22 protein-coding genes are annotated in these 25,963 nt (G+C 70.8%); 9 read left to right on the forward strand and 13 right to left on the reverse strand.

The features are described from left to right. Nucleotides 1–23 precede the first annotated feature (23 nt). Genes ACFWYW_RS03265 through ACFWYW_RS03280 form a run of 4 tightly spaced genes read right to left on the reverse strand, consistent with a single transcriptional unit; the run spans nucleotide 24 to nucleotide 3,399 of the window. Nucleotides 24–722 carry a DUF998 domain-containing protein gene (locus ACFWYW_RS03265; protein ID WP_379627699.1) on the reverse strand — a complete coding sequence of 233 codons (699 nt, stop codon included), beginning with the start codon at nucleotides 720–722 and terminating at the stop codon, nucleotides 24–26. Then, nucleotides 719–1,924 carry a glycosyltransferase gene (locus ACFWYW_RS03270; protein WP_379627701.1) on the reverse strand — a complete coding sequence of 402 codons (1,206 nt, stop codon included), beginning with the start codon at nucleotides 1,922–1,924 and terminating at the stop codon, nucleotides 719–721. Before ACFWYW_RS03270 ends, ACFWYW_RS03265 begins: the two co-directional genes overlap by 4 nt. A 1-nt stretch (nucleotide 1,925) precedes the next feature. Beyond that, nucleotides 1,926–2,741: a DMT family transporter gene (locus tag ACFWYW_RS03275; protein ID WP_379627703.1), complete on the reverse strand. Its 816-nt coding sequence runs from the start codon at nucleotides 2,739–2,741 to the stop codon at nucleotides 1,926–1,928. Nucleotides 2,742–2,778: 37 nt separating this feature from the next. Beyond that, on the reverse strand, nucleotides 2,779–3,399 hold the full coding sequence (locus tag ACFWYW_RS03280) for a DedA family protein (RefSeq protein WP_379627705.1): 621 nt from the start codon (nucleotides 3,397–3,399) through the stop codon (nucleotides 2,779–2,781). 362 nt (nucleotides 3,400–3,761) lie between these two features. Between ACFWYW_RS03280 and ACFWYW_RS03285 the strand changes: the two genes are divergently transcribed. Then, nucleotides 3,762–4,913, forward strand: a complete 1,152-nt coding sequence (locus ACFWYW_RS03285) for a sensor histidine kinase (RefSeq protein WP_379627707.1) — start codon at nucleotides 3,762–3,764, stop codon at nucleotides 4,911–4,913. A gap of 934 nt (nucleotides 4,914–5,847) precedes the next feature. On the opposite strand, the gene ACFWYW_RS03290 is transcribed toward ACFWYW_RS03285, so the two are convergent. The 5 genes from ACFWYW_RS03290 to ACFWYW_RS03310 form a co-directional block, all read right to left on the reverse strand. After that, the gene (locus ACFWYW_RS03290) at nucleotides 5,848–6,480 is read right to left on the reverse strand and encodes a VC0807 family protein (RefSeq protein WP_379627709.1); all 633 of its coding nucleotides are present in this window, start codon (nucleotides 6,478–6,480) and stop codon (nucleotides 5,848–5,850) included. Between the two features lie 214 nt (nucleotides 6,481–6,694). Then, nucleotides 6,695–7,345, reverse strand: coding sequence for a leucine efflux protein LeuE (leuE, locus tag ACFWYW_RS03295; RefSeq protein ID WP_379627711.1), 651 nt, complete (start codon nucleotides 7,343–7,345; stop codon nucleotides 6,695–6,697). A 29-nt stretch (nucleotides 7,346–7,374) separates the two neighbouring features. Next, nucleotides 7,375–7,938: an AAA family ATPase gene (locus ACFWYW_RS03300; protein WP_379627713.1), complete on the reverse strand. Its 564-nt coding sequence runs from the start codon at nucleotides 7,936–7,938 to the stop codon at nucleotides 7,375–7,377. Beyond that, nucleotides 7,913–9,097 (reverse strand): serine hydrolase domain-containing protein, encoded by a 1,185-nt coding sequence (locus ACFWYW_RS03305; protein WP_379627715.1) that lies wholly within the window; start codon nucleotides 9,095–9,097, stop codon nucleotides 7,913–7,915. The genes ACFWYW_RS03300 and ACFWYW_RS03305 overlap by 26 nt, the downstream gene beginning before the upstream one ends. Before the next feature lie 32 nt (nucleotides 9,098–9,129). Continuing rightward, nucleotides 9,130–9,486, reverse strand: coding sequence for a winged helix-turn-helix transcriptional regulator (locus tag ACFWYW_RS03310; protein ID WP_379627717.1), 357 nt, complete (start codon nucleotides 9,484–9,486; stop codon nucleotides 9,130–9,132). Nucleotides 9,487–9,594: 108 nt separating this feature from the next. Here ACFWYW_RS03310 and ACFWYW_RS03315 point away from each other — a divergent pair, with 108 nt between their 5' ends. The 4 genes from ACFWYW_RS03315 to ACFWYW_RS03330 all read left to right on the forward strand — a co-directional run bounded on the left by ACFWYW_RS03315 (nucleotide 9,595) and on the right by ACFWYW_RS03330 (nucleotide 16,294). Beyond that, nucleotides 9,595–9,969: a hemerythrin domain-containing protein gene (locus tag ACFWYW_RS03315; protein ID WP_379627719.1), complete on the forward strand. Its 375-nt coding sequence runs from the start codon at nucleotides 9,595–9,597 to the stop codon at nucleotides 9,967–9,969. Nucleotides 9,970–10,069: 100 nt separating this feature from the next. Then, nucleotides 10,070–12,151: a cellulase family glycosylhydrolase gene (locus tag ACFWYW_RS03320; protein ID WP_379627721.1), complete on the forward strand. Its 2,082-nt coding sequence runs from the start codon at nucleotides 10,070–10,072 to the stop codon at nucleotides 12,149–12,151. Between the two features lie 96 nt (nucleotides 12,152–12,247). Continuing rightward, on the forward strand, nucleotides 12,248–13,045 hold the full coding sequence (locus tag ACFWYW_RS03325; RefSeq protein ID WP_379625925.1) for a MerR family DNA-binding transcriptional regulator: 798 nt from the start codon (nucleotides 12,248–12,250) through the stop codon (nucleotides 13,043–13,045). A 21-nt stretch (nucleotides 13,046–13,066) separates the two neighbouring features. After that, nucleotides 13,067–16,294: a BTAD domain-containing putative transcriptional regulator gene (locus ACFWYW_RS03330; protein WP_379625923.1), complete on the forward strand. Its 3,228-nt coding sequence runs from the start codon at nucleotides 13,067–13,069 to the stop codon at nucleotides 16,292–16,294. Here ACFWYW_RS03330 and ACFWYW_RS03335 read toward each other — a convergent pair. From ACFWYW_RS03335 to ACFWYW_RS03350, 4 genes are read right to left on the reverse strand one after another with little or no spacing between them, the layout of a single operon-like run. Beyond that, nucleotides 16,267–17,805, reverse strand: coding sequence for a CocE/NonD family hydrolase (locus tag ACFWYW_RS03335; protein WP_379625921.1), 1,539 nt, complete (start codon nucleotides 17,803–17,805; stop codon nucleotides 16,267–16,269). The genes ACFWYW_RS03330 and ACFWYW_RS03335 overlap by 28 nt on opposite strands. Continuing rightward, nucleotides 17,802–18,554 (reverse strand): ABC transporter permease, encoded by a 753-nt coding sequence (locus tag ACFWYW_RS03340; RefSeq protein ID WP_379625919.1) that lies wholly within the window; start codon nucleotides 18,552–18,554, stop codon nucleotides 17,802–17,804. Before ACFWYW_RS03340 ends, ACFWYW_RS03335 begins: the two co-directional genes overlap by 4 nt. Beyond that, nucleotides 18,551–19,450, reverse strand: coding sequence for an ATP-binding cassette domain-containing protein (locus ACFWYW_RS03345; protein WP_379625917.1), 900 nt, complete (start codon nucleotides 19,448–19,450; stop codon nucleotides 18,551–18,553). The genes ACFWYW_RS03340 and ACFWYW_RS03345 overlap by 4 nt, the downstream gene beginning before the upstream one ends. A gap of 52 nt (nucleotides 19,451–19,502) precedes the next feature. After that, nucleotides 19,503–19,982, reverse strand: coding sequence for an Lrp/AsnC family transcriptional regulator (locus ACFWYW_RS03350; protein ID WP_379625914.1), 480 nt, complete (start codon nucleotides 19,980–19,982; stop codon nucleotides 19,503–19,505). A 93-nt stretch (nucleotides 19,983–20,075) separates the two neighbouring features. On the opposite strand from ACFWYW_RS03350, the gene ACFWYW_RS03355 reads away from it, so the two are divergent. The 4 genes from ACFWYW_RS03355 to ACFWYW_RS03370 form a co-directional block, all read left to right on the forward strand. After that, a complete protein-coding gene (locus ACFWYW_RS03355) occupies nucleotides 20,076–20,750 on the forward strand; it encodes a nitroreductase family protein (protein ID WP_379625912.1) in 675 nt (224 codons plus the stop codon). A 92-nt stretch (nucleotides 20,751–20,842) separates the two neighbouring features. Continuing rightward, nucleotides 20,843–22,660 (forward strand): M14 family zinc carboxypeptidase, encoded by a 1,818-nt coding sequence (locus tag ACFWYW_RS03360; protein WP_379625910.1) that lies wholly within the window; start codon nucleotides 20,843–20,845, stop codon nucleotides 22,658–22,660. 360 nt (nucleotides 22,661–23,020) lie between these two features. Continuing rightward, complete coding sequence (locus tag ACFWYW_RS03365) at nucleotides 23,021–25,282, forward strand: glycosyl hydrolase family 18 protein (protein WP_379625908.1); 2,262 nt, start codon at nucleotides 23,021–23,023, stop codon at nucleotides 25,280–25,282. Nucleotides 25,283–25,367: 85 nt separating this feature from the next. Beyond that, nucleotides 25,368–25,963, forward strand: a 596-nt coding sequence (locus ACFWYW_RS03370; RefSeq protein WP_379633781.1) for a carbohydrate-binding protein, incomplete at its 3' end; no start/stop codon positions are given.

Here is a 25,963-nt window from a genome sequence, read left to right on the forward strand (position 1 = left end):
CCGTGGTCAAGGGGGTATTTGCGCTAGGCGGCCAGGTGCTCCGTACGCCCGGTGCCCGGCACGGGATCGGAGACGTTGCCGGGCACGGCGTCCGGGACGGTGTCCGGTGCGGGGACGGCGGTGGTGTCCGGGTGGCGGTGTTCCCTGAGGGCGGCGATGGCCATCATGACCAGGAGCACGATCTCGGCCAGCACGAGCGCCCGCTCCAGCAGCCCGTAGTAGGCGCCGCCGTTGATCAGCGGGGACAGGAACGAGGCGGGGTGCGTCGCCAGGTAGACCACCAGCGTGATCGCCGAGGTCACCGCCAGGGCCCGCACCGCGTTCCAGCGGGGCAGCGCGCCGCGGGCGCGGGCCAGCATCCATCCGGCCACCGGCAGCGTGGTGAAGACGACCGCCGCCGACCAGCGGTGGATCTCCCCGGTCAGCGACTTGACCGCGACGCCCGCGGGGTCGGTGGGGAAGACGGCGCTGAGCATGAGGCCGGCGGCTCCGGCCAGCAGCAGGACCCGGGTGGCCGCGGTGCGCGCGGGCTCGCGGACCGCCAGGCCGTACGCGAGGAAGACGCAGGTGGCGGCGAGCCCGAGCATGCCGGCCACGACCGGCACCAGCCCGCCGGAGACCAGCGCGTAGTCACTGAGGAGAGGCTGCTCGGGCAGCGCGAGCTGGGCGTAGCCCAGCGAGAACACAGCGACCAGCGCACCGGCGACGGCACCCCAGATCATCGCGCCACCTCATCATAAATCTGCTCGAACCGGGCAAGGGAGTTCTGGTGGTCGTGGGTGAGGGCGAGCTCGCGGCTGGCCTTGCCCATGCGCTCGCGCAGCGCGTCGTCGGTGAGCAGCGTCGTCAGGTGCTTGGCGAGCGCGATGACGTCGCGGGGCGGGAACAGGAAGCCGTTCTCGTCGACGAGGTGCGGCAGCGCCATCGCGTCGGCGACGACCACGGGCAGCCCGCTGGCCATGGCCTCCAGCGTCGCGATGCTCTGCAGTTCGGCGATGCTCGGCATGGCGAAGGCGTCGGCGGCGGCGAAGGCCTGCGGCATCTGCTCGTCGGGCACGAACCCGAGCATGAACACCCGGTCGGCCACCCCGATCCGCCTGGCCAGCTGCTCCAGCACCTCGCGCTGGTTGCCGCGGCCGACGAAGGCGAGTTGCGCGTCGGTCTCATTGAGCACGTACGGCAGCGCCCGCACGAGGTCGTCGAGCCGCTTCTCCTCGTCGAGGCGGCCCACGAACAGCACGGTGTTGCGGTCGGGCAGCCCGAACATCTTGCGCGCCCACTGCTTGGGCTCGGTGTGCGGGTGGAAGCGGGTCAGGTCGATGCCGCACGAGACCGGCTCGACCTCGCCGGCGAAGCCCTGGTCGGCCAGCAGCTTGGCGGCCAGCGGCGTGGGCGTGGTGACCCGCTGGGCGCGGTTGAAGATGCGGCGGAAGTCACGCCAGGCCAGTTGCCCGGCCTTGGCCCGCAGCCGCGCGGGCACGTGCCCGAACTGGAAGAGGTTGTCGGGCATGAAGTGGTTGGTCGCCACGACCGGCACCCCGCGGCGGCGGGCGGCGTTGATGGCCGCCCGGCCGACCACGAAGTGGCCCTGGGAGTGCAGAACGTCCGGGTCGATGGCCTCGACGAGCCGGTCGAGCCGGGTCGGGACCGTCACCCGCATGGTGGGGTGGACCAGCAGCGGCGCCGAGCGCAGCCGGTGCACGATGACCCCGTCGACCACGTCCGCCTTGGCCGGGCCCTCGTCCGACTGGCAGATCACGTGGACCTCGTTGCCGCGCTCCGCCAGGCCGGTGGCCAGGCGGTAGGTGAAGACCGCTGTGCCGTTCACGTCGGGGGGATACGTGTCGGTGGAGATCAGGATCCGGCGGGGACGGTCGGCGACGGGGTGAAGCTCGGGAGTGCGGGTCGGCAGGGGCATGGCCATGTCAGGCGGACCTTTCCAAGGGGGTGGTACGGGCAAGTGCCACGGTTCCGGCCGCGGTGAGCGCGGCGGCGGCGATGGGGGCAACGCCGGTGGGCAGAGGTTCGCCGAGCAGCAGGGCGCCGAAGGCCACCGCGGTGAGCGGGTCGGCGATCTGCAGCGAGGCGAAGGAGACGCCGAAGTGGCCTACGGCGTAGGCGCGCTGCAGGAGCATCAGGGCGAGCAGCGCGGGGACGGGCAGTGCGAGCAGGTACCACCAGTTCCAGCCCTGTTCCCCGAAGGTGTCCGCGAGCACCCTCACGAGGGTGGCCGTGGCACCGTAGAGAACTCCGGCACTGGTGGCGAGCAGGGCGGCGCGACCGGCGGGGGAGGCGATCCTGGCACCGGCCCAGAGCAGCACCGCGGCGATCCCGGAGACGGCGAGCAAGGTCGCCACCTCCTGAAGGCTCAGGTACGAGGGGCCGGTCGATGGGGGAACCAGGAGTACCAGGCCGATCAGCCCGATCGCCACGACGGCGGCCGAGCCCAGCTCGGCGCGGGAGGGCCTGCGCCCGTGCAGCGCCGCCGCGAGCGGCAGCGCGAACAGCAGGCTGGCCACGCCCATCGGCTGCACGATCGTCAGCGGGCCGAGACCCAGCGCGACGATGTGCAGGCCGCCGCCCGCGACGATGGAGACCCCGCCGAAGACCCACCGCGGCCGCTTGATCAGCGTACGGAGGCGGGTCTTGCCGGAGCCGAGTGCTTCGAACTGCTGGAGTGCCGCACCGAGCGCGAAGAACAGCGAGCCGATCAGGGCGATCGCCGCGGCCAGCACAGTCATGAAACGCTCCTCTCACCTGGATAGTCGCCAAAAAGGGTCAAACGGACGTGTCTACAGGGAGTCGCTCGGCCGAATCCTGAGTAGCGGCTCGCTTCTTCCTGATGAAACGGACCCCTTCGACGATCGCGGTGATCGACAATGCGATGCCGAGGCCGAGCAGGAGTCCCTTGATCGGGTCGTTCTCGAAGGCCATGCCGCCGAAGTAGCCGATCAGGGCGGAGTAGACGGCCCAGGAGGAGGTCGCGATCGCGTCGAAGAAGGTGAACGACCGCAGAGGGTGGCGCACCGCGCCCATGGTCAGCGTCGTCGCCGTCCGCCCGCCCGGGATGTACCTGGCCACCACCAGCACCAGCCCGCCTCGCTCGGCCAGCGCGTTGCGCGCCCACACGAGGGCCTTGCGTTCGCGGAGCCGTCCGCCGAACTTGCGGCCGATGAGGTAGGAGATGTGGTCGCCGGCGAAGGCGCCCAGGGCGGCCACCACGATGACCAGCACCAGGTTGGTCTGCCCGGTCACCGCGAACACCCCGGCGGTGATCACCGAGGTCTCCGCGGGCACGATCGGGAAGAACCCGTCGAGCAGCGCGAGGGCGAACAGCGCGACATAAAGCCACGGCGAGGACATGACCTGTTGCAGCAGGTCGAGAATCGCGTGAGACATGTCGTGCACTCCGAATCTTCAGTGGGCCCATCCACCATCTCGGGGGAGGAGCCGCGAGGCATCGGGGGACAACCCCCTAAGGTCACGGGCAAACCCCTGAGACGTTCTCGGGGTCACACCACCACGAAGGTAAGAAGTCCGCAGTTCACGGCGCATCGGACGTTCGGTACGCACCACCCCCGACTTTCGTCAGGGTCGAGGTACGACCTCCGGCTGACACCATCGATCCTTCCTGCGTCCTCCCGGTGAGTCAGGAGTGCAGGTATCCGAATCGGGGGTGGGGTTAGCCCTACCTTCGTCGGGGTCCTCACACCACGTTCGGCAGGTCCGGGCGCTGCCCGGCGCCCGCTACCGTCGAGGGCGTGAACCACCTCCGCCGATCCGGCCGCCAGGTCGGCTACGACGTGCTCCTCTGGGCGGCCCTGTCGGTCCTCGCCGCCGCGTCCGGGCCCGATCCGCTCGACGGCCTGGGGCCGTTCACGGCCGTGACGGGCACGCGCGTCGTGGTGCTGGCGGTAGCCGTCGCCGTGGGGCGGGCCTGGCCGGTGGCCGCGGTCGTGCTCGTCACCCTGGCCTCGCCCTGGGACCTGGAGATGGGCTTCGCCACGCTCGACCTCGGCTGGCTGCCGGGGATGGGGAGCACGAAGGTCATCCCGATGACCCTGCTGTCGCTGGGCCTGTTCTGGTACGCCTACCTGGCCGGGCGCCAGGTCGAGCGGGTCCGGTGGGCGGTGGCCGCCTTCGCCGGGATCGCGGCGGGCGGATGCGTGCTGGTACTGGCCGAAGGCGGGCGGGCCGAGCAATGGATCGCCATGGTGACCGGGCTGCTGGGCACGTACGCGGTGCCGTACCTGATCGGGGGGTTGCGGAGCAGGCTGCGCACCCAGCGCGCGCGGGCGCAGGCGGCGGCCGAGTCGCAGGCGCGCATGCGCGAGCGCACCAGGATCGCCCACGACATGCACGACTCCCTCGGCCACGACCTGGCGCTCATCGCGGTGCGCGCGGCGGGGCTCGAACTGTCACCGGGGCTGACGCCCGCGCAGGTCAAGGCGGCGGGGGAACTGCGCGTGGCCGCGGCGGACGCGACCGAGCGGCTGCGCCAGATCATTGGGCTGCTGCGCGAGCAGGGTGCGAGCGCGCCGCTCGACCCGGTGGGCGAGAGCGTGGCGGAACTGGTCGAGCGGGCGCGCGCCTCGGGCATGGAGATCACGTTGCGGCTGACGGCCGAGCCGCCGCTGGCGCACCGCGTGGTCCAGGAGGGGCTGACGAACGCGGCCAAACACGCGCCGGGCGCGCCCGTGACGGTGACGGTCGAGGAGTGGCGGGTCAGCGTCGCCAACGGGGCGCCGCGCGGGCGGGCCACCGCGATCGGCGGCGGCACCGGCCTGACGGCCCTGCGCGAGCGCGTTCGGCTGGCGGGCGGCACCCTGACCGCCGGCCCGCGCGGCGGCGGGTACGAGCTGACCGTGGAGCTCCCCCGCGAGGGGGAGGCGCATCCCCGCACAGCGGGATGAGCCGGGCGGCCCGCCGCGGCACGATCGGTGCATGACCAGTGAACGAGCCGGTATAGGCCGGGTCACCGCCGCGATCGTCGCGATGGCCGCCATGCTCCCCTACCTCACGATCAAGCTGCTCTGGCTGGCGGGCAACCCCGTCGGCGTCTCCGATCCGGCCTTCCTCGCCAATCCGGTCATGGTCGCCATGAACGCCATGACGTTCGGCATGGACCTCGTGGGGCTGGTGCTGGCGCTGTCGTTCACCCTGCGGTGGGGGATGCGGCTGCCCGCCTGGCTCGTGCTGCTGCCCATCTGGGTCGGCATCGGCCTGCTCTCGGTGATCCTGGTGACGGCGCCGGCGGGCGTACTGATCGAGGGCCTGTCGATCTTCCCCGTGGACGGGCCGATCGCGCCGTGGGTGTACATGGCGGTCTACGGCGGGTTCATCGGCCAGGCGGTGGGGCTGAGCACGGCCTTCGCCCTCTACGCCCGCGACCGCTGGCCGGGGGCGTTCCGCGCGGTCCGGCCGGCGCCGAGCGCGACGCTGCCGCTCCAGCGGCTCATGGCCTACGGCGCGCTCGTCGTGTCGCTGCCGCTCGCCGGCATCAAGCTCTTCTGGGCCTTCGGCGGCACGTTCGGCCTGCCCCCGGAGATGGTGGCGGCTTCCGGCACGGTCGCCTTCCTGCAGAACGGCCTGAAGGGCGCGCTCATCCTCGCCGGCGCGCTCGCCCTGCTGGCCATGGTCAAGGGGTACGGCGGGCGCGCCCTGGCCATCGCCTGGGTGGGCTCCGGTTCCATGTTCGGCTGGGGACTCTACAGCCTGATCGTCACCCTGAGCGCGGGCCCGCTCGCCGGGCCGATGGCCATGCCGGTGCCGGACCTGGTGGAGCTGTTCGCGACGCTCACCGGCCTGGTGATGGCCTGCTGCGGCGCGATCGTGCTGGCGGAGCGCTCAGGCGTGGGCGACGTGCATGCGGCGCAGGACCCGCTTGAAGGCCAGGACGGAGAAGGCGATCGCCGAGCCGCTGATCAGCGCGACCACGCCGGTGCGGACCAGCATGTACCCCTGGAGCTGGGACTCGTTGAGCGCCAGCCAGATGCTCACCGTTGAGTTGGCCAGCAGCACGAAGCCCCACAGCAGCGTGATCCTGGCGAAGAACCTGCGCATCCGCGCGTGCTTGAGCACTACGGACGGCAGCGGGACGTAGTCGAGGGTGAGCTTCTGCACGAGCGGCTTGTTCAGCCGGACCGAGGCCAGGAAGACCACGCTGATGCAGATAGTGCCGAGCTCCGGCTGGATGGCCCAGTAGTGCCAGTCGCCGGTCCAGAAGGAGACCGCCGTCCTGAACGACAGCGCCAGCGCCGCCATCCACATCGTGGCCGGGACCTTGGCCCGCCGCGCCAGCCGCCAGACCAGTCCGCCGAACAACCACGCCAGGCCCGCGAACAACGCGCCCTGCGTGCCCAGCAGCCACACGCTGGCATACACGATGACCAGCGGCGCCACGACCGCCTCCAGCAGCTTCGGCACCGCGTCGCGGGCGAGCGTGGTCAGGCGAGGCAGGGTGATCGGAGGGTGGTTCAAGGCTGCTCCGCAGGTAGGCCGAGATCCTATGACTACCCGGGCAGCGGGGAACCGGGCTTGCCGAACGGATCGGTCGGTGTAACGGCACGGACACCTCGGCACGCCGGGCAGCGCGCCGGTGGCCAACCGTACCTGACCCGCCTGAGTGCGACTGCCTCTTTTGCCACGTTCCACGCGAAGGCTACATACGCCTCACCAGGTCGATAGGCCGACCTTACCCCAGCGATGTAGTGGCCAGCTTGGCCCCGAACCCCAGGAACAATGCCCCCACACCGCTCGTCAGCCCGGCCGACAACTTGCGCCGCGAACGGAACTGCCCGGCCAGGAAGGTCCCGCTGAAGATCAGCATGGTCAGGTAGAGGACGCTGAACAACTGGACGATCGCGCCCAGGATGAGGAACGAGAACGCCGGTGCGGCGTACCCGGGGTCCACGAACTGGATGAAGAAGGAGACGAAGAACAGGATCGCCTTCGGGTTCAGCAGGCTGACCACCAGGGCCTTGCGGAACGGGTTGACGCGGTCGACCGGCTCGGCGGTGTCGACCGTCCCGGCCTCGGGAGCGCGCCAGGCTCGCCAGGCGCCGCGCAGCATCTGGAAGCCGATCCAGGCCAGGTAGCCGGCTCCGGCGTACTTGACGATCGTGAACAGCAGCGGGTTCGACTTCAGGAGCGAGGCGGCGCCGGCGGCGGCCAGCAGCATGAGCACCGAGTCGCCGACGAACACGCCGGCGGCGGCGCGGTAGCCCTGCTTCACGCCGCGCTGGGCGGCCAGGCTGAGGACGTAGAGGGAGTTCGGTCCTGGCAGCAGGATGATGAAGAACGCACCGGCCACGAAGGTCCAGAGGTCAGTGATGCCGAAGTACATGGCTGCGAGCTCCTGAAAGACGGGATAATTCAGGATAGGGGGAGGTTGTCAAGGAGGAAGCGCGTTCTGACCTCGACCGGAGCCTTCGGCAGCGTCACCAGCTCGTAGCCGTAGTCCTCGTAGGCCCCGGTCACCGCCGTGTAGGTGCGCTCCGCCTCCTCCACCGACTGCTTGCGCTCGGCGTCGTTGCGGAAGATCTCCGGCCAGGGCGGGGCGGCGAAGACGCGCCGGTGGTAGCGGTGGCGCAACGCCGCCCGGTGCACGTGGTCCGGCACCGGCCGGCCCTCCAGCCGCAGGTAGCCGATCACGTCCACGACGCCGCGGTCGAAGAAGACGGGGCCCGGCCCCAGGGCGGCGGCGGCCCTGTACGAGCGCAGCTCCCAGCAGAGCATCAGCTCGGCGAACAGGTCCTTGTCCGCCCAGGGCAGCGCGCGCCCGCCGATCGCGCTCTGGTCCTGGATGATCGCCCGGCCCGCTTCCTCGGTCCTGGAGTACCCCGCCACTTCCAGCCGGTCGATCAGGGTGCTCTTGCCCGAGCCCGGCCCGCCGGTCAGGACGACGAACCGCTCAGGGCCGGAACCAGATCCCTCCATTGGCCCGATCGTAACCGAGCGTCCGGTACGCGGCGTCGGTCAGCGCCTGGCCGCGGGGATTGATGCCCAGGCCGCTGCCCTGCTTGTTCATGGAGTAGCCGAAGGCCAGCCGGGCGCCCGGGTCGCAGAAGCCGACCGAGCCGCCCATGCCCGCGTGGCCGAACGCCGACTCCGACATCAGCGCGCCCTCGCTGTCGGCCGCCGGCAGGTGCCGGTTGTCGGTGGACTTCATGAACCCCGCCGACCAGCGCGTCGGCACCCCGAGCACCGCGTCCATGCCCGCCGACTCGGTCCTCGCCATGATCGAACGCTGCTCGGCCGGAACCAGCTCGCCCAGCGACAGCGGCCGGTACATGCCGGCCAGGCCGCGCGCGTTGGTGATCGCGCCGACCGAGCCGTACTCGCCGGCGTGCGACTCCCGGGTGTCGGACGAGGTCATGAAGCCGCCGTCGTTGCCCAGGAGCAGCGCCGGCATGGACGACGGGTCGGAGAACGCCCTGACGTAGAACGACGGCAACTCGGCCGGGACGTCGGCCGGGATCGTCGGCGCCACCCGGACCTCCTGCTCCTCCGGCAGCCCCAGCCAGAACTCCAGCCCGAGCGGCTCGGCCACCTCCTCGCGGAAGAACGTGCCAAGCGAGCGCCCGCTGACCCGCCTGACGATCTCGCCGACCAGGAAGCCGAAGGTCAGCGCGTGGTAGCCGTGCCGGGTCCCCGGCTCCCAGAACGGCTCCGCCACGGCCAGCCGCTCGGCCATCAGTTTCCAGTCGTGGAACGCGCCCGCGGGCAGCGGCTCGCGCAGCACCGGCAGACCGGCCTGGTGGGCGAGCACGTGCCTGACGAGGGTGGCGCCCTTGCCGGCGGCGCCGTACTCCGGCCAGTAGCGGATGACCGGGGCGTCGAGATCGAGTTCGCCGCGGGCGGCGAGCAGGTGGGCGCACAGCGCGGTGGCGCCCTTCGTGCACGACCAGACGTGGCCGATGGTGTCGTGGAGCCAGGGCGTCCCCGGAGCGGCCTCGCCGCCCCACAGGTCGACGACGACCTCGCCGTCGACCATCACGCAGACCGAAGCGCCGATCTCGCCGCGCTCGGCGAGGTTGCGCTCGAACTCCTCCCGGACCAGGGAGAACCGGGGATCGCAGGTGCCTTGTACCGTCATTCCCTGACTTGACCACCGAAGCGGGCTCGCGTCTACACCTTGTCGTACGCCGCCCGCGCCCGATCGATCTCGTCCAGGTGCTGGTGGGCCCAGCCGACCAGAGCGCCCACGATCTCCCGCAGCGTGCAGCCCAGCGGCGTCAGGTCGTAGTCCACGTGGGGCGGGATGACCGGGTGGACCGTCCGCCTGACCAGCCCGTCGCGCTCCAGGCCGCGCAGGGTGACGGTGAGCATGCGCTGGCTGATGCCCGGGATGGCCCGGCGCAGCTCGGTGAAGCGGTGGGTGCCGGTGCTGAGGTTGTAGAGCACGACCGTGGACCACTTGTCGCCCACGCGGTCGAGCACCTCGCGGGCGCGGCAGTTGGCCTCGGTCTCCGTCAGGTACTCCACGGTTCTCTCCAGGTAACTAACGCAGGAAAAAGTGCGATCTATGCGCTTACCACGACGGTAATCCATCATGCCCTTAGTTACTAGAAAGAACCGTGAAGGAGTGCCCCGATGTCCCGAGACCACGCCATGGTCCGCGAGCTGATCGCCGTCCACGACGGTCTGCGCCGGGAGTTGAAGGAACTGCGCGGCGCGAGCGAGATCACCGGTGATCTGCGGGTGCGCTGCATGTACTACTGCCACCACGTCGAGATGCACCACACCGTCGAGAGCCACTACCTGTTCACCACCCTGCGGGCACGCTTCCCCGAGTCCGCCGAGGTCATCGACCGTCTTGAGCGCGAGCACGGCAAGGTCGCCGAGATCCTCGCCGCCATCGAGCGGGCCGCGGACTTCCGCGAGGACCTCGAACGGCTGGCCGGCGAACTGCTGGCCCACCTCGACTACGAGGAGGAGCAACTGGCTCCCTTGTTGTCACGGCTGTAGAGGCGCTTGTCAAATTGGGTCTTGTTCCGGGCAGACGTCGGATCTATTCTCCGTGTGCTCGTTAGTTAAGTTTCCTAATGAACGAGTAGGAGCGGACCCCATGCATCGTTCAACGCGGCTGATCACTCTGGCCGCCGTCTGTCTGGCCCTCTTACCCGCACTGCCCGCCGAAGCCGCGCCCACCCGGCTTGAGGCGGAGAACGCCACGATCTCGCAGGGTGCCGTCGAGTCCAACCACGCCGGCTTCTCCGGGACGGGCTTCGTCAACGGCGACAACGTGGCGGGGCCGTACGTGGAGTGGACCTTCAACGCCCCCTCCGCGGGCACCGCCACCCTGGCCCTCCGTTACGCCAACGGCACCACCGCCAACCGCCCCAGTGACATCTCCGTCAACGGCGCCCTGATCGCCGACGACCGCGCCTTCAACCCCACCGGCGCCTGGAGCACCTGGGCCACCGCCACGCTGACCGCACCGGTCGTGGCCGGCGCGAACACGATCAGGGCCACGGCCTCCGCCACCGGCGGCAACCCGAACTGGGACTACCTGGACGCCGAGGTCGCCGCCACGCCCGGCAACGATCACCAGGCCGAGGACGCCACGATCACCCAGGGCGTGGTGGAGTCCAACCACGCCGGGTTCACCGGCACCGGCTTCGTCAACTACGACAACGTCACCGGTTCCGCCGTCGAGTTCACCGTGAACGCGGCCGCCGCCGGCAACGCCGCCCTGACCTTCCGCTACGCCAACGGCACCACCGTCAACCGCCCGATGTCCATCAGCGTCAACGGCAGCGCCCAGACCAAGGACTTCCCCGGCACCGGCGCGTGGAGCACCTGGCAGGAGGTCCAGGTCAACGCCGCCCTGAACGCCGGCGCCAACACCGTCAGGGCCACCTCGACCACCGCCAACGGCGGCCCCAACCTCGACCGCCTCAGCGTCGGCGTCACCGGCCCGCCCGACACCGAGAAGCCCACCGTCCCCGGCAACCCGCGCTCGACCGGGACCACATCCAGCTCGATCTCGCTGGCCTGGAACGCCGCCACGGACAACAGCGGCTCGATCAAGGACTACCGGGTACGCGAGGGTGACACCGTCGTCGCCACCGTCACCGGCACCACGGCCACCGTGACCGGCCTGGCCGGATCCTCCACGCACACCTACACCGTGACCGCGCGCGACCCGTCGAACAACGAGTCCGACCGCAGCGCCGCCGTCACCGCCACCACCCAGCCGCCCACCGGCGGCGGCACCCCGGTCGAGGCCAACGGCCAGCTCAGGGTCTGCGGGCTCAAGCTCTGCAACGAGAACGGCAAGCAGATCCAGCTGCGCGGCATGAGCAGCCACGGCATCCAGTGGCACTACGACTGCCTCAACACCGCCTCGCTCAACGCCCTCGCCGACGACTGGAAGTCGGACGTCCTGCGCATCTCCATGTACATCCAGGAGGGCGGCTACGACACCAACCCCCGGGCGTTCACCGACCGGGTGCACAACCTGATCGAGCAGGCCACCTCCCGCGGCATGTACGCCATCGTCGACTGGCACATGCTCAACCCCGGTGACCCGTTCGCCCAGAACAACCTCAACAAGGCCAAGACGTTCTTCACCGAGATCGCCCAGCGCCACAACAACAAGAAGAACCTGCTCTACGAGGTCATGAACGAGCCCAGCGGCGTCGCCTGGTCGCGCATCCGCGACTACGCGCACCAGATCATCCCCGTGATCAGGGCCAACGACCCCGAGAGCACGATCCTGGTCGGCACCCGCGCGTGGTCTTCGCTCGGCGTCTCCGAGGGCTCCGACGAGAGCGAGATCATCAGCAACCCGGTCAACGCGACCAACATCATGTACACGTTCCACTTCTACGCCGCCTCGCACGGCAGCAACTACCTCAGCACCCTGTCCCGCGCGGCCGACCGCCTGCCGATGTTCGTCACCGAGTTCGGCACGCAGACGTCCTCGGGCGGCGGCGGCAACAACTTCACCAGGTCGCAGCAGTACATCGACCTGATGGCACAGAAGAAGATCAGCTGGGTCAACTGGAACTTCTCCGACGACCCCCTGTCCGGCGCCGTCTTCACCGAGGGCACCTGCCCCGGCGGCCCGTTCACCGGCACCAGCCGGCTGAAGGAGGCGGGACGGTGGATCCGCGACCAGGTCCGCCTGCCTGACGACTTCTAAACCGCCGACTCGGGCGCCGTGCGCGTGGGGATCCGCGCACGGCGCCCGTACCAACGACTGGAACCTCCCCCAGGGGCAGGTCCCACACTGGTTCCCATGATGAACATCGGGGAATTCGCCGAGCTGACCGGTCTGAGCCTGAAGGCCCTGCGCCTGTACGACGAGCAGGGCCTTCTGCCGCCCGCCTCGGTGGACCCGTGGTCGCGGCACCGCCGCTACAGCGCCACCCAGTTCGAGCACGCGCTCAGGCTCAAGGCCGCCCGCGCCGCCGACCTGCCCCTCGCCGAGGCGCCCAAGCTGCTCCAGGACGCCGAGTCCGCGACGGCCACGCTGGCCGAGCACCGCGCCAGGCTGGCCGCCGACCGCGAGCGCCAGGACGCCGCACTCGACGCCCTGGAACGCCTGCTCGCCGGCCCCGTCAGCTGGCAGACAGAGATACGGCAGGCCGAAGCCCAGCCCTGGGCCGGCGTCGTCCTGCCCCCGGACATCGCCAGTGACGAGGAGGCCAACGAGCTGTTCGCCGGGCTGTGGCGGCGCCTGGACGCGGAGGGCAACCGCCCGACCGGCGCGTTCTGGACCACGATCAGGGCCGCCCCCGGCAGCGAGACCGAGGTCCAGATGCTGTGCTGCTGGCCGGTCGCCGCCCTGCCGCCGGAGTCCTGGACGGACGTCGAGCGCGGCACGATCGAGACAGGGCAGGAGATGGTGGTGCGCTGGCGCTGGGACCAGGACGTGCCCATGGTGGAGGGCGCCACCCACCCGGCCGTGCTCGCGCTGCTGGCCGCGGCGCAGGAGAGCGGCGCCGAGGTCTCGCTCGCCCAGGTGCGCCAGATCGGCCTGCTGGAGGAGGGGCAGCCGGTGGGCATGGAGGTGGCCGTGCATCTGAAGTCGTGAGCACCCGGCAGGATGGAGTGCGTGCGCATATCCATCCTCGGCCCGCTGGAGGTCACGAACGACGGCGTCCCCGTGGACGTGGGCGGCGCCCGGGTACGCGCGCTGCTGGCGATGCTCGCGCTGGAGGCGGGTCAGGTCGTCGGCGCCGAGCGCCTGATCGACGCGCTGTGGCCGGAGGAGCCGCCGGCCAACGCGGCCAACGCCCTGCAGACCCTGGTCAAGCGGCTGCGTGCCGCGTTGCGCCCGTACCTGACGGTGGACGGCCGCGCGGGCGGCTACGTCCTGCCGATCCCGCGCGAGCGCGTGGACGCCCACGCCTTCACCCAGACCGTCCGAGCCATACCTGCTGGTCAGGACGCCTGGGCAGCGGGCACAAAAGCGGCTGGCACTAAAACGGCGGGCGCAGAAGCGGCGGGCACAACGGCGGCGGGCACGGGAATGGATCGCGAGGGTGCCCTGGCGGTGGCGCTGGCGTTGTGGCGGGGTCCCGCGCTGGCCGATCTGCTGGCGGTGCCGCATCTGGCCAACGTCGCGGCGGGGCTGCAGGAGGAGCGCCTGCTCGCCCTGGAGGCTCATGCGACGGCCGTGCTGGCGCGGGCGCCGGGCGACGGTGAGGTCGCCGCCCTGGCGGCAGGGCTGAGCGAGGAACTGGCCGCGCGGCCGCACCGCGAACGCCTGGCCGGTCTCGCCATGCGCGCCCTGGCCGCCGCGGGCCGCCAGGCCGACGCGCTCGCGCTGTTCGAGCGGGTCAGGGGCGCCCTGGCCACCGACCTGGGTGTGGATCCCGGCCCCGACCTGCGCGCCGCCCACCTCGCCGTGCTCAGGGGCGAGGTCCCGGCCCGGCGTGACCTCGCCGTGCTCAAGGGCGAGGTCCCGGCCCGGCGTCCCGAGCCGCGCCCGGCCAAGGGGAACGTACGCGCCCCGCTGACCGGCTTCGTGGGAAGGGCCGACGAACTGGCCCAGCTCGTGAGCCTGCTCGGGCACGCGAGGCTCGCCACGATCGTCGGGCCGGGCGGCGCGGGCAAGACCCGCCTGGCCACCGAGGCCGCCCTGCGCGAGGCCGACGCCTGGATGGTCGAGCTGGCCCCGATCGCCGACCCGGCCGACGTCCCCGGCGCGCTGTCGGGCGCGCTCGGCCTGCGCGACGACCTCAACCAGCCGGGCGAGGACCCGGTGACCCGCGTGGCCGAGCGCCTCGGACGCGAGCGGGCGCTGATCGTGCTGGACAACTGCGAGCACGTGATCGAGGCCGCCGCCGTCGTGGCCGAGCGGCTGCTGGCCCTCTGCCCCGGCCTGCGGGTGCTGGCCACCAGCAGGGAACCGCTGAACGTCGCGGGCGAGCGGCTGGTGCCCATTCCGCCGCTGGAACTGCCGCCCGAGGGCGTGGACGCCGAGCGGGCCGCCGCCTACCCGGCGGTGCGGCTGCTGCTGGACCGGGCGGTCGCGGCGCGGCCGTCGTTCCGTCTGGACGAGGGCAACGTCGGTGACGTCGCGGCCATCTGCCGCCGCCTCGACGGCATGCCGCTGGCCATCGAACTGGCCGCCGCCCGGCTGCGCACGATGACCGCGCGGCAGCTCGCCGAGCGCATCGACGACCGGTTCCGGCTGCTGACCGGCGGCAGCCGTACCGCGTTGCCCCGGCAGCAGACGCTGAGGGCGCTCGTCGAGTGGAGCTGGGACCTGCTCACCGCCGGCGAGCGGGCGCTGCTGCGGCGGATGGGGGTGTTCGCGGGCAGCGCGGCGCTGGAGTCGGTGGAGGCGGTGTGCGGCGGCGACCCGGACGTTCTGGGCGCGCTGGCCGACAAGTCGCTGGTGCAGGCGGGCGACGACGGGCGTTACCGGATGCTGGAGACGATCCGCGCCTACGCGCTGGAGCGGCTGGCCGAGGCGGGGGAGAGCGGGGAGTTCAGGAGGCGGCTGGCGATCCACATGCGGGAGGTGGCCGAGACGGCGGTGCCGTACCTGCGGACGGATGAGCAGATCGAGTGGATCGAGCGGCTGGCGGCCGAGCGCGACAACTGCGCGGCGGCGCTGCGCTGGGCGCTGGACGAGCGCGACGTCGAGACGGCGCTGCGGCTGTGCGGCGCGCTGAACTGGTACTGGTGGATGTGCGGCTACCGGCAGGAGTCCGCGCAGTGGGCCGAGCAGGCGCTCGCGCTGGCGGGCGAGGAGCCGCCGCCGGGGCTGGCGGAGGCGTACGCGGCGTGCAGGTTCGCGGTCGGGGTGACGATGTTCGGCCGGATCGTGGTGGACCGGCCGCTGCTGAGCCGCATGTCGGACGAGATGGACGCGCTGATCGCGCGGGCCGAGACCGAGGGCCGGGTCCATCCGATGTTGCGGATCGGCAAGGCGGTCATGGCGATGATCGCCGGGCGCGACGAGCACGCCTACGGACTGCTGCTCTCCTACGCCGAGGACGAGGACCTGTGGCTGGCCAGCTCGGCCCTCATGCTCAGGGGCCCGCATGCGAGCGAGGAGGCGTTGGAGCGGGCGGTGGCCGGGTTCAGGAAGATCGGCGACCGGTGGGGGCTGAGCGAGGCGCTGCTGCAGCTGGCCGCCCTGCGGGCCGGTGAGGGGCGGCCGGTGACCGACCTGTACACCGAGGTGACCTCGCTGACCAGTGCGTGGATCAGCGCCAACGAGTCGGTCTCGACGCTGACCAGGATGGCGGTGCTGCGGGCGCAGGGCGGCGACCTGGACGGCGCGGCGGCCGACCTGGCCAAGGCCAGGCTGGGCGTCACCGACGAGATCAACCCGGACGTGCTCGTGCAGCTCAGGCTGGGCGAGGGGATGATCGGCTACCAGCGCGGCGAGTACGGCCAGGCGCTGACCGCGCTGTCGGCCGCCGTGGACATGCTGGCGGACGCGGCGCCGATCCCGCAGCTCGTCGCCACGGTACGCACCCGCTACGGCAGAGCCCTGGTGGCCTCCGGCGACCTGCCCGGCGGACTCGCCCAGCACCGCGAGGCCCTGGAGGCCATGAGGGGCACGCCCCTGGGCTCGGCGCCCGACCTGCCGGTGCTGGCGACCGTCTTCGGCGGTTTCGCGCTGGCGGCGCTGGCCGGCGGCGAGGCGGAGCGCGCGGCCCTGCTGTTCGGCGCCGGCCGTGCCGATGTCGCGGCCGACACCGACGCCGGGATGGCGGCGGCGCGGGCCGCGCTGGGCGACGACCGCTTCGCCGGGCTGCACGCCCGGGGCGCGGCCCTGACCCAGGACGAGCTCTACGACCTGATCGGCAACATCACGTAGGACGGCGAGTGGATCGTGGTCAGCCCTTTGTTCGGATTCCTGGCATATTTCGGGAAATTGGATCCGGCCACGTCCACCCTGATCCGATGCCCCGCCCGGAACACCGTGGAGATCCACCCCAGGTCCACCACGACCTCGCCGCCCACCGCCCGGGTGACGGCGTCGGTGAGCAGCTCGGCCCGCCCGTCCGGATGCACGTCGACCAGCTTGCCGGTGACGTCGGCCGTCGGCGCGGTCGTGGACATGCGCACCACCAGCTCGGCCCGCCCGGTCACCTCCACGTCGCCCACCAGCGGCGCGCTCGCGAAACGCAGCACGTCCGTCCGCCCGTCCAGCGGCCGCTGGTCCAGCGGCCCGAACCCGGTGAAGTCCAGGACCGCCCCGCCCACGGTCGGCACCGGGTCGCCCGGATCGGCCGCGAACTCCCACGTGCCGTGCGAGGGCGTCTCGGACAGCACCCCGCCCTGCCCCAGGTGGTACGGCACCCGCCGCGCCGGCACCGGCCACCGCGGCGAGCCGCGCCACTCGTCGGCCCCCATGACGAAGTACCGCACCGCCGGCCCCTCCAGCGGCGTCCCCCGCAGCCAGCGGCCGAACCACGCCAGATGCAGCCCCGTCCAGTCGATCGCCTCCTGGGCGGCGGTGGGCCCGTAGTCGCGCCAGAAGATCTCCCGCCCGTGCGAGACGTGCGTCCACGGCCCCACGACCAGCCGCGAACTCCCGCCGAGCCGCTGGAAGTGGCGGATGGAGGCGTCGCGGCAGAAGTCGTGCCATCCGGTGCTCACCAGGGCGGGCACCTCGATCGCCGCGTAGTCGAACGTGCCGCCCCGCCACACCTCCGCGCCGGGGTCCGGGTGCTCCATCCAGGTGGCGTAGCCGGGCACCAGGTCGTTGATGAGCGGCTGGTCCGACAGCGGCAGCCGCTCGGCCAGCTCCCGCATCCGCTGCGGGAACCGGTCGGGGAAGCCCAGCCCGGCCAGGTACTCCGCCTCCGCGGACGGCTCCGCCGTACCGGATCGGATGCGGCGGCGCAGCTCGTCGAGGCCGAACGTCAGGGCGCAGACGGTGAGGATCTTGCCGAGCGTCACCACCTCGCCCTCGTACACGATGTCGCGGTAGGAGCCCGGGGTGAGGCTGGGCGCGATCGCGCGCAGGCCCTCCGGGCGCTCCTGCGCGGCCAGCAACTGGGTGAGGCCGAGGTAGGAGTCGCCGAACATGCCGACGTTCCCGTCGGACCAGGGCTGGGTCGCCGCCCAGCGGACCGCGTCGTGGCCGTCCTCGGCCTCGCCGGTGAAGAGGCGGAACTCGCCCTCCGACTCGCCGGTGCCGCGTACGTCCTGCACGGCCACCGCGTATCCGGCCGCGACCAGGCGATCCACGTCCAGGTGGAGGCCGGGGCCCGGAACCGTGTCGCGGCCGTAGGGGGTGCGGACCAGCAGGACGGGGTGGCGGGTGCCGGTGGGCGGCAGCCGTACCGTGGTGGCGAGTTCGACGCCGTCGCGGGTCCTCATCGGACTCTCCTGTTGTAGGCGCGCAGGGCGAGCGGCACGAAGACGGCGAGGAGCGCGGCGGTCCAGCCGAGGGTGATCCAGACGTCGGCGGCGTCCAGCCCGCCGACCATGAAGCCGCGCAGCGACGCGGCCAGGTGCGAGACCGGGTTCACCGACATCCAGGCGGTCAGCCAGCCCGGCAGGTCCGTGGCGGGGATGAAGGCGCTGCTGCCGAACGTGAGCGGGAGCAGCACGGCCGTGGAGACGCCCTGCATCGCGGTGACCGACTTGGCGATCACGCCGATCCAGGCCGAGGCCCAGCTCAGCGCCATCGTGAACAGCAGCACCAGGCCCAGCCCCGCCAGCGCCGCAGGCGGCGAGGTGGTGACGCGGAAGCCGACGACGTAGCCGACCAGCACCGACATCGCCAGCGTGACCGTCATCGTGCACAGGTCGGCGAGAATACGCCCGGCCAGCGGCGCCATCCGGGCGATCGGCATCGTCCTGAACCGGTCGAAGACGCCGTTGCCGATGTCGGTGGCCAGGTTCATGCCGGTGCCGATCGTGGCCATCAGCGCCACCTGCACCAGCACGCCGGGCAGCATGTACTGCACCGCCTGGCCCCGGTCGCCGCCCGCCGCGCCGCCGAACAGGTAGACGAAGATGACGATCATGAAGACCGGCTGGATGAGCATGGCCAGCAACTGGCCGGGACTGTTCTTCAGCGGCACCAGGCTGCGCCAGGTCAGGGTGAGGCTCTGCGAGATCATGCGCGTGCTCCGGTGAGAGTGAGGAAGACGTCGTCGAGTGAGGGCAGCCGCAGCGCGTGCTCGGCCAGCACGATCCCGGCCTCGTCCAGCTTCCTGAGTACGGCCGGCGCCATGGCCAGGTCGTGGATCGGGATGCTGAGCTCGCCGGAGCCGAGGATGGCCATGGCCTTCTCCTCGTCCTCGGCCCGCAGCGGCCTGATGTCCAGCCGGTGCCCGCCGGCCATGGCCTTGAGCTGGTCGGGCGTGCCGCTGGCGGCCACCCGGCCCGAGTCGATCAGCAGGATGTCGTCGGCCAGCTGGTCGGCCTCCTCCAGGTACTGCGTGGTCAGCAGCACGGTCACCTCGCCGGCGACCAGTTCCCTGACCACCTCCCACAGCTCGCTGCGCGCGTGCGGGTCAAGCCCGGTCGTCGGCTCGTCGAGGAACAGCACGCTCGGCCGGCTGACGAGGCTGACGGCCAGATCGAGGCGGCGGCGCATGCCCCCGGAGTACCCGGACGCGGCCCGCCCGCCGGCCTCGGTCAGCCCGAACCGCTCCAGCAACTCCGTCGCCCGCGCCCTGGCCGAGGAACGGCTCATGCCGAGCAGGCGGCCCATCATCATGAGGTTCTGCGCACCGGTGAGCTTCTCGTCCACCGACGCGTACTGGCCGGTCAGGCCGATCAGCTCGCGTACCTCGGCGGGGCGCTCCGCCACGTCGTGCCCGTGGACGCGGGCCCACCCCCCGTCGGGGCGCTGCAACGTGGCCAGGATGCGCACCGCCGTCGTCTTTCCCGCGCCGTTCGGGCCGAGCACGCCCAGTACCGTTCCGGCCCGCGCGCCGAGATCGACCCCGTCCAGGGCCGCCTTGTCGCCGTACCTCTTGACCAGCCCTTCGGCTTCGATCGCGTAGTCCATGCCCCCGAGGTTGGCGGGCGGGGCTGGCAACGGGCTGGCAGGCGCCTGGCGGCTAGCTGGCAGCCCGCGCGGCCAGGGGGAGGACGCGGTGCGGTACGACGGTGGACAGCGTGATGACCGTCGTGCTGCGCCGTACGCCGTCGATGGTCAGCATGTGATCGATGATCTCCTGGATGTGCTCGTGGTCGCGGCCGGCGATGCGGCACCACACGTCACCGGGGCCGGTCACGATGTAGGCCTCGATCAGCTCGGGGATGGCCGCCAGCGTGCGGGAGATGTGCTCGCGGGAGGCCTGCTGCACCTCCAGCGTGGTGAACGCCTGCACGGGGTAGCCCAGCGCGGCGGGGGAGAGGCCGGGGCCGAAGTCGGTGATCACGCCGTCGGCGGCCATGCGGTCCAGGCGGGCCTGGACGGTGCCGCGGGCCACGCCCAGCAGCCGGGCGAACTCCAGCAGGCCGCTGCGGGGATGCTCGGCGACCAGCCGGAGGATCCGGAGGTCGAGCGCGTCCAGCCCGGCGCGCTTGGCTGCCATTTTGTCTCCCTATATTCGGCTTTAACTGTCAGATCGTCAGGATAGCGGGCAGCCGGTTGTCATATCCGGCACGTATCCGCAGACTGCGTCCTCATGGAGCACAAGTTCCCGTTCCGTCCTTACACGCCGGAGCGGTACGAGCCGGACGAGATGCTCGCCCGCGGCCGCGAGTTCTACGACTTCCTCGACCGGCGCCGCAGCGTCCGCTTCTTCAGCGACGAGCCGGTCCCGCTCCGCTGCGTCGAGCTGGCGGTGCTGGCGGCCAACACCGCTCCTTCCGGCGCCCACCAGCAGCCGTGGAAGTTCGTCGTGGTCGGTGACCAGGAGACCAAACGCCGCATCAGGGACGCCGCCGAGGTCGAGGAGCGGCAGAACTACGAGGGCGGCCGGCTGCCCGCCGAGTGGCGCGAGGCGCTGGCCCCGCTGGAGACCACCTCCGACAAGCGCTACCTGGAGGTCGCGCCGTGGCTGGTGGTCTGCTTCGCCGAGAAGTACGGCCTGCGTCCCGACGGCGGCAAGACCAAGCACTACTACGTCAACGAGAGCGTCGGCATCGCCTGCGGCCTGTTCATCGCCGCGTTGCACGCGATGGGCCTGTCCACGCTCACCCACACGCCCAACCCGATGGCCTTCCTCACCGAGATCTGCGAGCGCCCCGCCAACGAGCGCCCCTACATCCTGTTTCCCGTGGGTTACGCCGCCGCCGGCGCCGAGGTACCCGACCTAACCAGGAAGCCACTAGAGCAAGCCATGGTGCACTACCGCTGAATTGGGCCTTTTCCGGCTGAGCGGAAGTCTTCACTCTCGGTGCAGGCGCGCGTCAACACACCCCCCTAATCGCGCGCCTGAGGAGGAACGAGGTGAGACGCCGATTAACGATCCTGCTTGCCGCACTCGGCCTGTTCTGCCTGACCGGCATTACCGAGGTGGGCGCGGGTGCCGAACCGCCCGCGAACAAGCAGTATCGGGTTCAGGGCCCGGCCGACGCGCGCCAGCGCAGCGCGGTCTCGGGCACCGGCGCGGCCATCGAGGAGGTGGCGGCTGACTCGGTTCTGGTCACCGCGACGTCCGCCGAGGTCGCGGCGATCAAGAAGCTCGGCTACCGGGTCACGGAGGTGCCACGCCCGTTATCCCCGTCCGGCGCGGCAGCGTTTGACTTCCCGCCGTCGGACTCGGGCTACCACAACTACGCGGAGATGAACGCCAACATCAACGCGCTCGTCGCCGCCAAACCGACCATCGCCAGCAAGTTCGTCTACGGCACGTCGTACCAGGGCAGGCAGCTCGTCGGCGTGAAGATCAGCGACAACGTCGGCGCCGACGAGAACGAGACCGAGGTGCTGTTCACCGCGCACCAGCACGCGCGCGAGCACCTCACGGTCGAGATGGCGCTGTACCTCATGCACCTGCTGGCCGACAACTACGGCACCGACGCGCGCATCACCAACCTGGTGAACACCCGCGAGATCTGGATCCTGCCGGACCTCAACCCGGACGGCGGCGAGTACGACATCGCGACGGGCAGCTACCGCTCCTGGCGCAAGAACCGCCAGCCGAACTCCGGCTCGACGGCGGTCGGCACCGACATGAACCGCAACTGGAACTACAACTGGGGCTGCTGCGGCGGCTCCTCCGGCTCGACCTCCAGCGACACCTACCGGGGCTCGGCCCCCGAGTCGGCGGTCGAGGTGAAGGCCGTGGCCGACTGGGTGCGTACCCGGGTGGTCGGCGGCAAGCAGCAGATCAGGTCGCACATCGACTGGCACACCTACAGCGAGCTGGTCCTGTGGCCCTACGGCTACACCTTCAACGACACGGCGCCGGGACTGACCCAGGACGACCGTGACGCCCACGCGACGCTCGGCCAGAACATGGCCTCCACCAACAACTACACGCCGGAGCAGTCCAGCGACCTGTACATCACCGACGGGAGCATCGGCGACTGGATGTGGGGCGTCCACAAGATCTTCAGCTACACGTTCGAGATGTACCCGCGCACCGCGAGTCCCGGCTTCTACCCGCCGGACGAGCAGATCGTGCCGCAGACCACGCGCAACCGCGAGGCCTCCCTGCGTTTCCTGGAGTACTCCGACTGCGTCTACCGCATCATCGGCAAGGAGGCCCAGTACTGCGGTACCACGCCGGGCACCACCGTCTGGGAGGACACCTTCGAGACCGACAAGGGCTGGACGGTGGTCCCGGGCAGCGCCACGACGGGTCTGTGGGAGCGCGGTGACCCCGAGGCCACCACCTCCAGCGGCGCCAAGCAGCTCGGCACGACGGTCAGCGGGGCCAACGACCTGGTGACCGGCCGCCTGGCCGGGGCCGCGGCCGGCGATCACGACATCGACGGCGGGCTGACCTCGATCCAGTCGCCGCAGATCACGCTGCCGGCCACGGGGACGCTGTCCCTGTCGCTGTCGTGGTACCTGGCCCACGGCTCCAACTCCTCCAACGCGGACTACTTCCGCGTGAAGGTCGTCGGCAACACCACCTCCCAGGTGTTCGAGCAGCTCGGCGCGGCGAGCAACCGCAACGGCTCGTGGGGCGTGGCCAACGCCAACCTGACCCCGTTCGCGGGCCAGACCGTCCGCGTCCTCATCGAGGCCGCCGACGCCTCGACCGCCTCCCTGCTGGAGGCGGGCGTCGACGACGTCAAGATCACGCAGCAGCCGTAGTCCCCTCCCGACGGCGCGCCCCCACCCGCGTGTGGGGGCGCGCTCTTGTCTGCGCGCCTGCTTGTCTTGCGGGTACGGCGAAGCCGCCGTTACGGTGCGCTTTTAACCCGTGGCGCGGAGTTGGTGACCAGCTGCGGCGATTGAAGATGGAATTAGGTCTTGTAAGGCATGGGTGTCAAGCCTACGATCGCCATAACTCTTAGGAAACTTTCCTAAGAGAAGATCTGAACCGAGGCAATCATGGCGCGCCCCCCACCCCCCACAGCCTGCCACGATCACCATCCGTTGCCGCCCGTACCACCTGCCTGACCCCTCACAGGGCAGGACACCCCCCACAGTTCTCCCGCCGAGGGAGCGATCATGCGGCGTACCCTTCCTTTACTTTCCCTGACCGCGCTGGCAAGTCTGCTGTTAGCCCTCCTCGTTCCAGGGCCCGCTCAGGCCGCCTCGGCCACCGCGGCGTTCACGAAGACCTCCGACTGGGGCAGCGGCTTCGAAGGCCGCTACACCGTCACCAACGGCACCACGAGCACGATCAACGGCTGGAAGGTCGAGTTCGACCTGCCCGCGGGCATCACGGTCGGCTCGTTCTGGGATGCCACCCTGGCACGTAGCGGGCAGCACTTCACCTTCAGCAACGTCGGATGGAACGGCACCCTCGCCCCGGGCGCCGCCGTCACCTTCGGTTTCCTCGGCAATCCGGGCGGCGCGCAGGCCGTACCGCAGAACTGCAAGCTCAACGGCAACCCGTGTGACGGCGTGCCCACCGACACGGTCAAGCCGAGCGTGCCGGGCGACCTGCGGTCGACCGCGCGCGCCGACACCACGATCGACCTGGCCTGGAACGCCTCGACGGACAACTCGGGGACGATCAAGGAGTATCGGGTCTACGAGGGCGCCGCGGTCGTGAAGACCGCCACGGGGACGAGCGCGCAGCTCACCGGCCTGTCACCCGGCTCCGCGCACACCTACACGGTGAGCGCCGTGGACCCGTCGGGCAACGAGTCGGACAAGAGCGCCCCCGTCACGGTCTCGACCACCGGGACGCCGGACACGGTCAAGCCGAGCGTGCCCGGCGGCCTGCGCTCGCCCAGCCAGACCAGCACCTCGATCAGCCTGGCCTGGAACGCCTCGACGGACAACTCGGGGACGATCAAGGAGTACCGCGTCTACCAGGGCGCCACCCTGAAGACCACGTCCACGACGACGAGCGCCACGGTCGGCGGCCTGCCGCCGGACACGAACCAGACGTTCACCGTCAGCGCCGTCGACCCGTCGGGCAACGAGTCCGACAAGAGCGCCCCGTTCACCGCGAAGACCCAGCCGGAGACACCGGGCGGCAGCTACAACAAGGTCGCCTACTTCGTGCAGTGGGGCATCTACGGCCGCGCGTACACGATGAAGAGCCTCGACGCGCAGGCCGCCAAGCTCACCCACATCAACTACGCCTTCTCCAACGTCCACCCGACGCAGCACACCTGCATGAACGGCGTGGACCGGGCCACCACCCCCAACCCGCAGGACCCCAACCAGGGCGACGGCGCGGGCGACGCGTGGGCCGACTACGTCAAGGGCTTCGGCGCGGGCGAGTCGGTGGACGGCGTGGGCGACACCTGGGACCAGAAGCTGGCCGGCAGCTACAACCAGCTCAAGAAGCTCAAGGCCAAGCACCCCCACCTCAAGTCGCTGATCTCGCTCGGCGGCTGGACCTACTCCAAGTACTTCTCCGACGCCGCCTCCACCGACGCCAAGCGCAAGGCGTTCGTGAAGTCCTGCATCGACATGTACATCAAGGGCGACCTGCCCGTTTACCAGGGCCGCGGCGGCCCCGGCGTGGCGGCGGGCGTCTTCGACGGCATCGACGTCGACTGGGAGTGGCCGGGCGCCCCCGGTCACGCGGGCAACCACGTCAGCCCGAACGACAAGAACAACCTGACCCTCCTGCTGCAGGAGTTCCGCACCCAGCTCGACGCGCTGACGGTCACCACCGGCAAGCGCTACCTCCTGACCGCCTTCACCCCCGCCGACCCGGTCAAGATCGACGCCGGATGGGACCTGTCGAGGATCTTCCAGTACCTGGACTTCGCCAACGTCCAGGGCTACGACTTCCACGGCGCGGGCAGCGACAACTCCTGGGAGCCCAACCGCACGGGCCACCAGGGCAATCTCCATCTCGACACCGACTCGCCGTACAACCCGGACTTCAGCGTCGACAAGGCCATCCAGAAGTACCTGGACGCGGGGGTGAACCCGCGCAAGCTGACCTTCGGCCTGGCCTACTACGGCCGCGGCTGGCAGCAGGTGGCCGACGGCGGCAAGTTCGGCGAATGGCAGTCGGCCAACGGCGCCGCGCCCGGCGACTTCCCCGAGGAGGCGGGCACGCGCGGCTACAAGAACATCGCCTCACGGGTGCCCGGCTGCACGGTCAGGCACGACGAACAGTCGATCTCCTCCTACTGCTACACCGGCCCCGGCGGCCAGTGGTGGACGTTCGACGATCCCTGGTCCATAGGCAAGAAGACCGAGTACATCAAGGCCAAGAACCTGCTGGGCGCGATGGTCTGGGAGATGTCGGGCGACGACGGATCCCTCACCACGGCCCTCAACAACGGCCTGCGCTGAACACACCCCCCACCCCACGGGCCCGTACGGCTCGCGCCCTCGCCCCCCAGGGGCGCGGGCCGTACGACTCGAAACCGGAGAATTCATGAAATACCGCGCCTTACTCGTCCTGGTCGTCGGATTGATCTTCGGCCTGGTCGGACCACCCGCCCAGGCCGTCGCCTACCCCCAGTGGCAGGCTTGGACCTCCTATCCCACCGGCACCCGCGTCACCTACAACTCGGCCGACTTCGAGTCCCGCCAGTCGCACACCTCCCAGCCGGGCTGGGAACCGCCCAACGTCCCCGCCCTCTGGAAGAGCGTCCAGGGCGACCCGCAGCCGACCGTCCCCGGTCAGCCGGGTGCGGCGTCGGTGACGGCGACGAACAGTTCGCTGGCCCTGTCGTGGGGTGCGTCCAGTGGGACGGTCACGGGTTATCGCGTCTATGAGGGTGCGACGTTGAAGTCGACGGTGACCGGTACGAGTGCCACGATTTCGGGTTTGGGTACGTGTGAGTCGCACACGTACACGATCAAGGCCTACAACAGTGTGGGCGAGTCGACGGGGCGTGACGTCTCCGGCACCACCACCGGCTGCGTGGGCATTCCCGGTCAGCCGGGTGCGGCGTCGGTGACGGCGACGAACAGTTCGCTGGCCCTGTCGTGGGGTGCGTCCAGTGGGACGGTCACGGGTTATCGCGT

It is taken from the genome of Nonomuraea sp. NPDC059023, from assembly GCF_042740095.1.
Classification (GTDB): Bacteria; Actinomycetota; Actinomycetes; order Streptosporangiales; family Streptosporangiaceae; genus Nonomuraea.

Coding starts and splice junctions, on each gene's coding strand:
- ACFWYW_RS03320 (WP_379627721.1), top strand. CDS start 10,070: ATGCATCGTTCAACGCGGCTGATCACTCTGGCCGCCGTCTGTCTGGCC.
- ACFWYW_RS03275 (WP_379627703.1), bottom strand. CDS start 2,741: ATGACTGTGCTGGCCGCGGCGATCGCCCTGATCGGCTCGCTGTTCTTC.
- ACFWYW_RS03265 (WP_379627699.1), bottom strand. CDS start 722: ATGATCTGGGGTGCCGTCGCCGGTGCGCTGGTCGCTGTGTTCTCGCTG.
- ACFWYW_RS03355 (WP_379625912.1), top strand. CDS start 20,076: ATGGAGCACAAGTTCCCGTTCCGTCCTTACACGCCGGAGCGGTACGAG.
- ACFWYW_RS03315 (WP_379627719.1), top strand. CDS start 9,595: ATGTCCCGAGACCACGCCATGGTCCGCGAGCTGATCGCCGTCCACGAC.
- ACFWYW_RS03300 (WP_379627713.1), bottom strand. CDS start 7,938: ATGGAGGGATCTGGTTCCGGCCCTGAGCGGTTCGTCGTCCTGACCGGC.
- ACFWYW_RS03335 (WP_379625921.1), bottom strand. CDS start 17,805: ATGAGGACCCGCGACGGCGTCGAACTCGCCACCACGGTACGGCTGCCG.
- ACFWYW_RS03340 (WP_379625919.1), bottom strand. CDS start 18,554: ATGATCTCGCAGAGCCTCACCCTGACCTGGCGCAGCCTGGTGCCGCTG.
- leuE (WP_379627711.1), bottom strand. CDS start 7,345: ATGTACTTCGGCATCACTGACCTCTGGACCTTCGTGGCCGGTGCGTTC.
- ACFWYW_RS03365 (WP_379625908.1), top strand. CDS start 23,021: ATGCGGCGTACCCTTCCTTTACTTTCCCTGACCGCGCTGGCAAGTCTG.
- ACFWYW_RS03305 (WP_379627715.1), bottom strand. CDS start 9,097: ATGACGGTACAAGGCACCTGCGATCCCCGGTTCTCCCTGGTCCGGGAG.
- ACFWYW_RS03270 (WP_379627701.1), bottom strand. CDS start 1,924: ATGGCCATGCCCCTGCCGACCCGCACTCCCGAGCTTCACCCCGTCGCC.
- ACFWYW_RS03350 (WP_379625914.1), bottom strand. CDS start 19,982: ATGGCAGCCAAGCGCGCCGGGCTGGACGCGCTCGACCTCCGGATCCTC.
- ACFWYW_RS03280 (WP_379627705.1), bottom strand. CDS start 3,399: ATGTCTCACGCGATTCTCGACCTGCTGCAACAGGTCATGTCCTCGCCG.
- ACFWYW_RS03325 (WP_379625925.1), top strand. CDS start 12,248: ATGATGAACATCGGGGAATTCGCCGAGCTGACCGGTCTGAGCCTGAAG.
- ACFWYW_RS03345 (WP_379625917.1), bottom strand. CDS start 19,450: ATGGACTACGCGATCGAAGCCGAAGGGCTGGTCAAGAGGTACGGCGAC.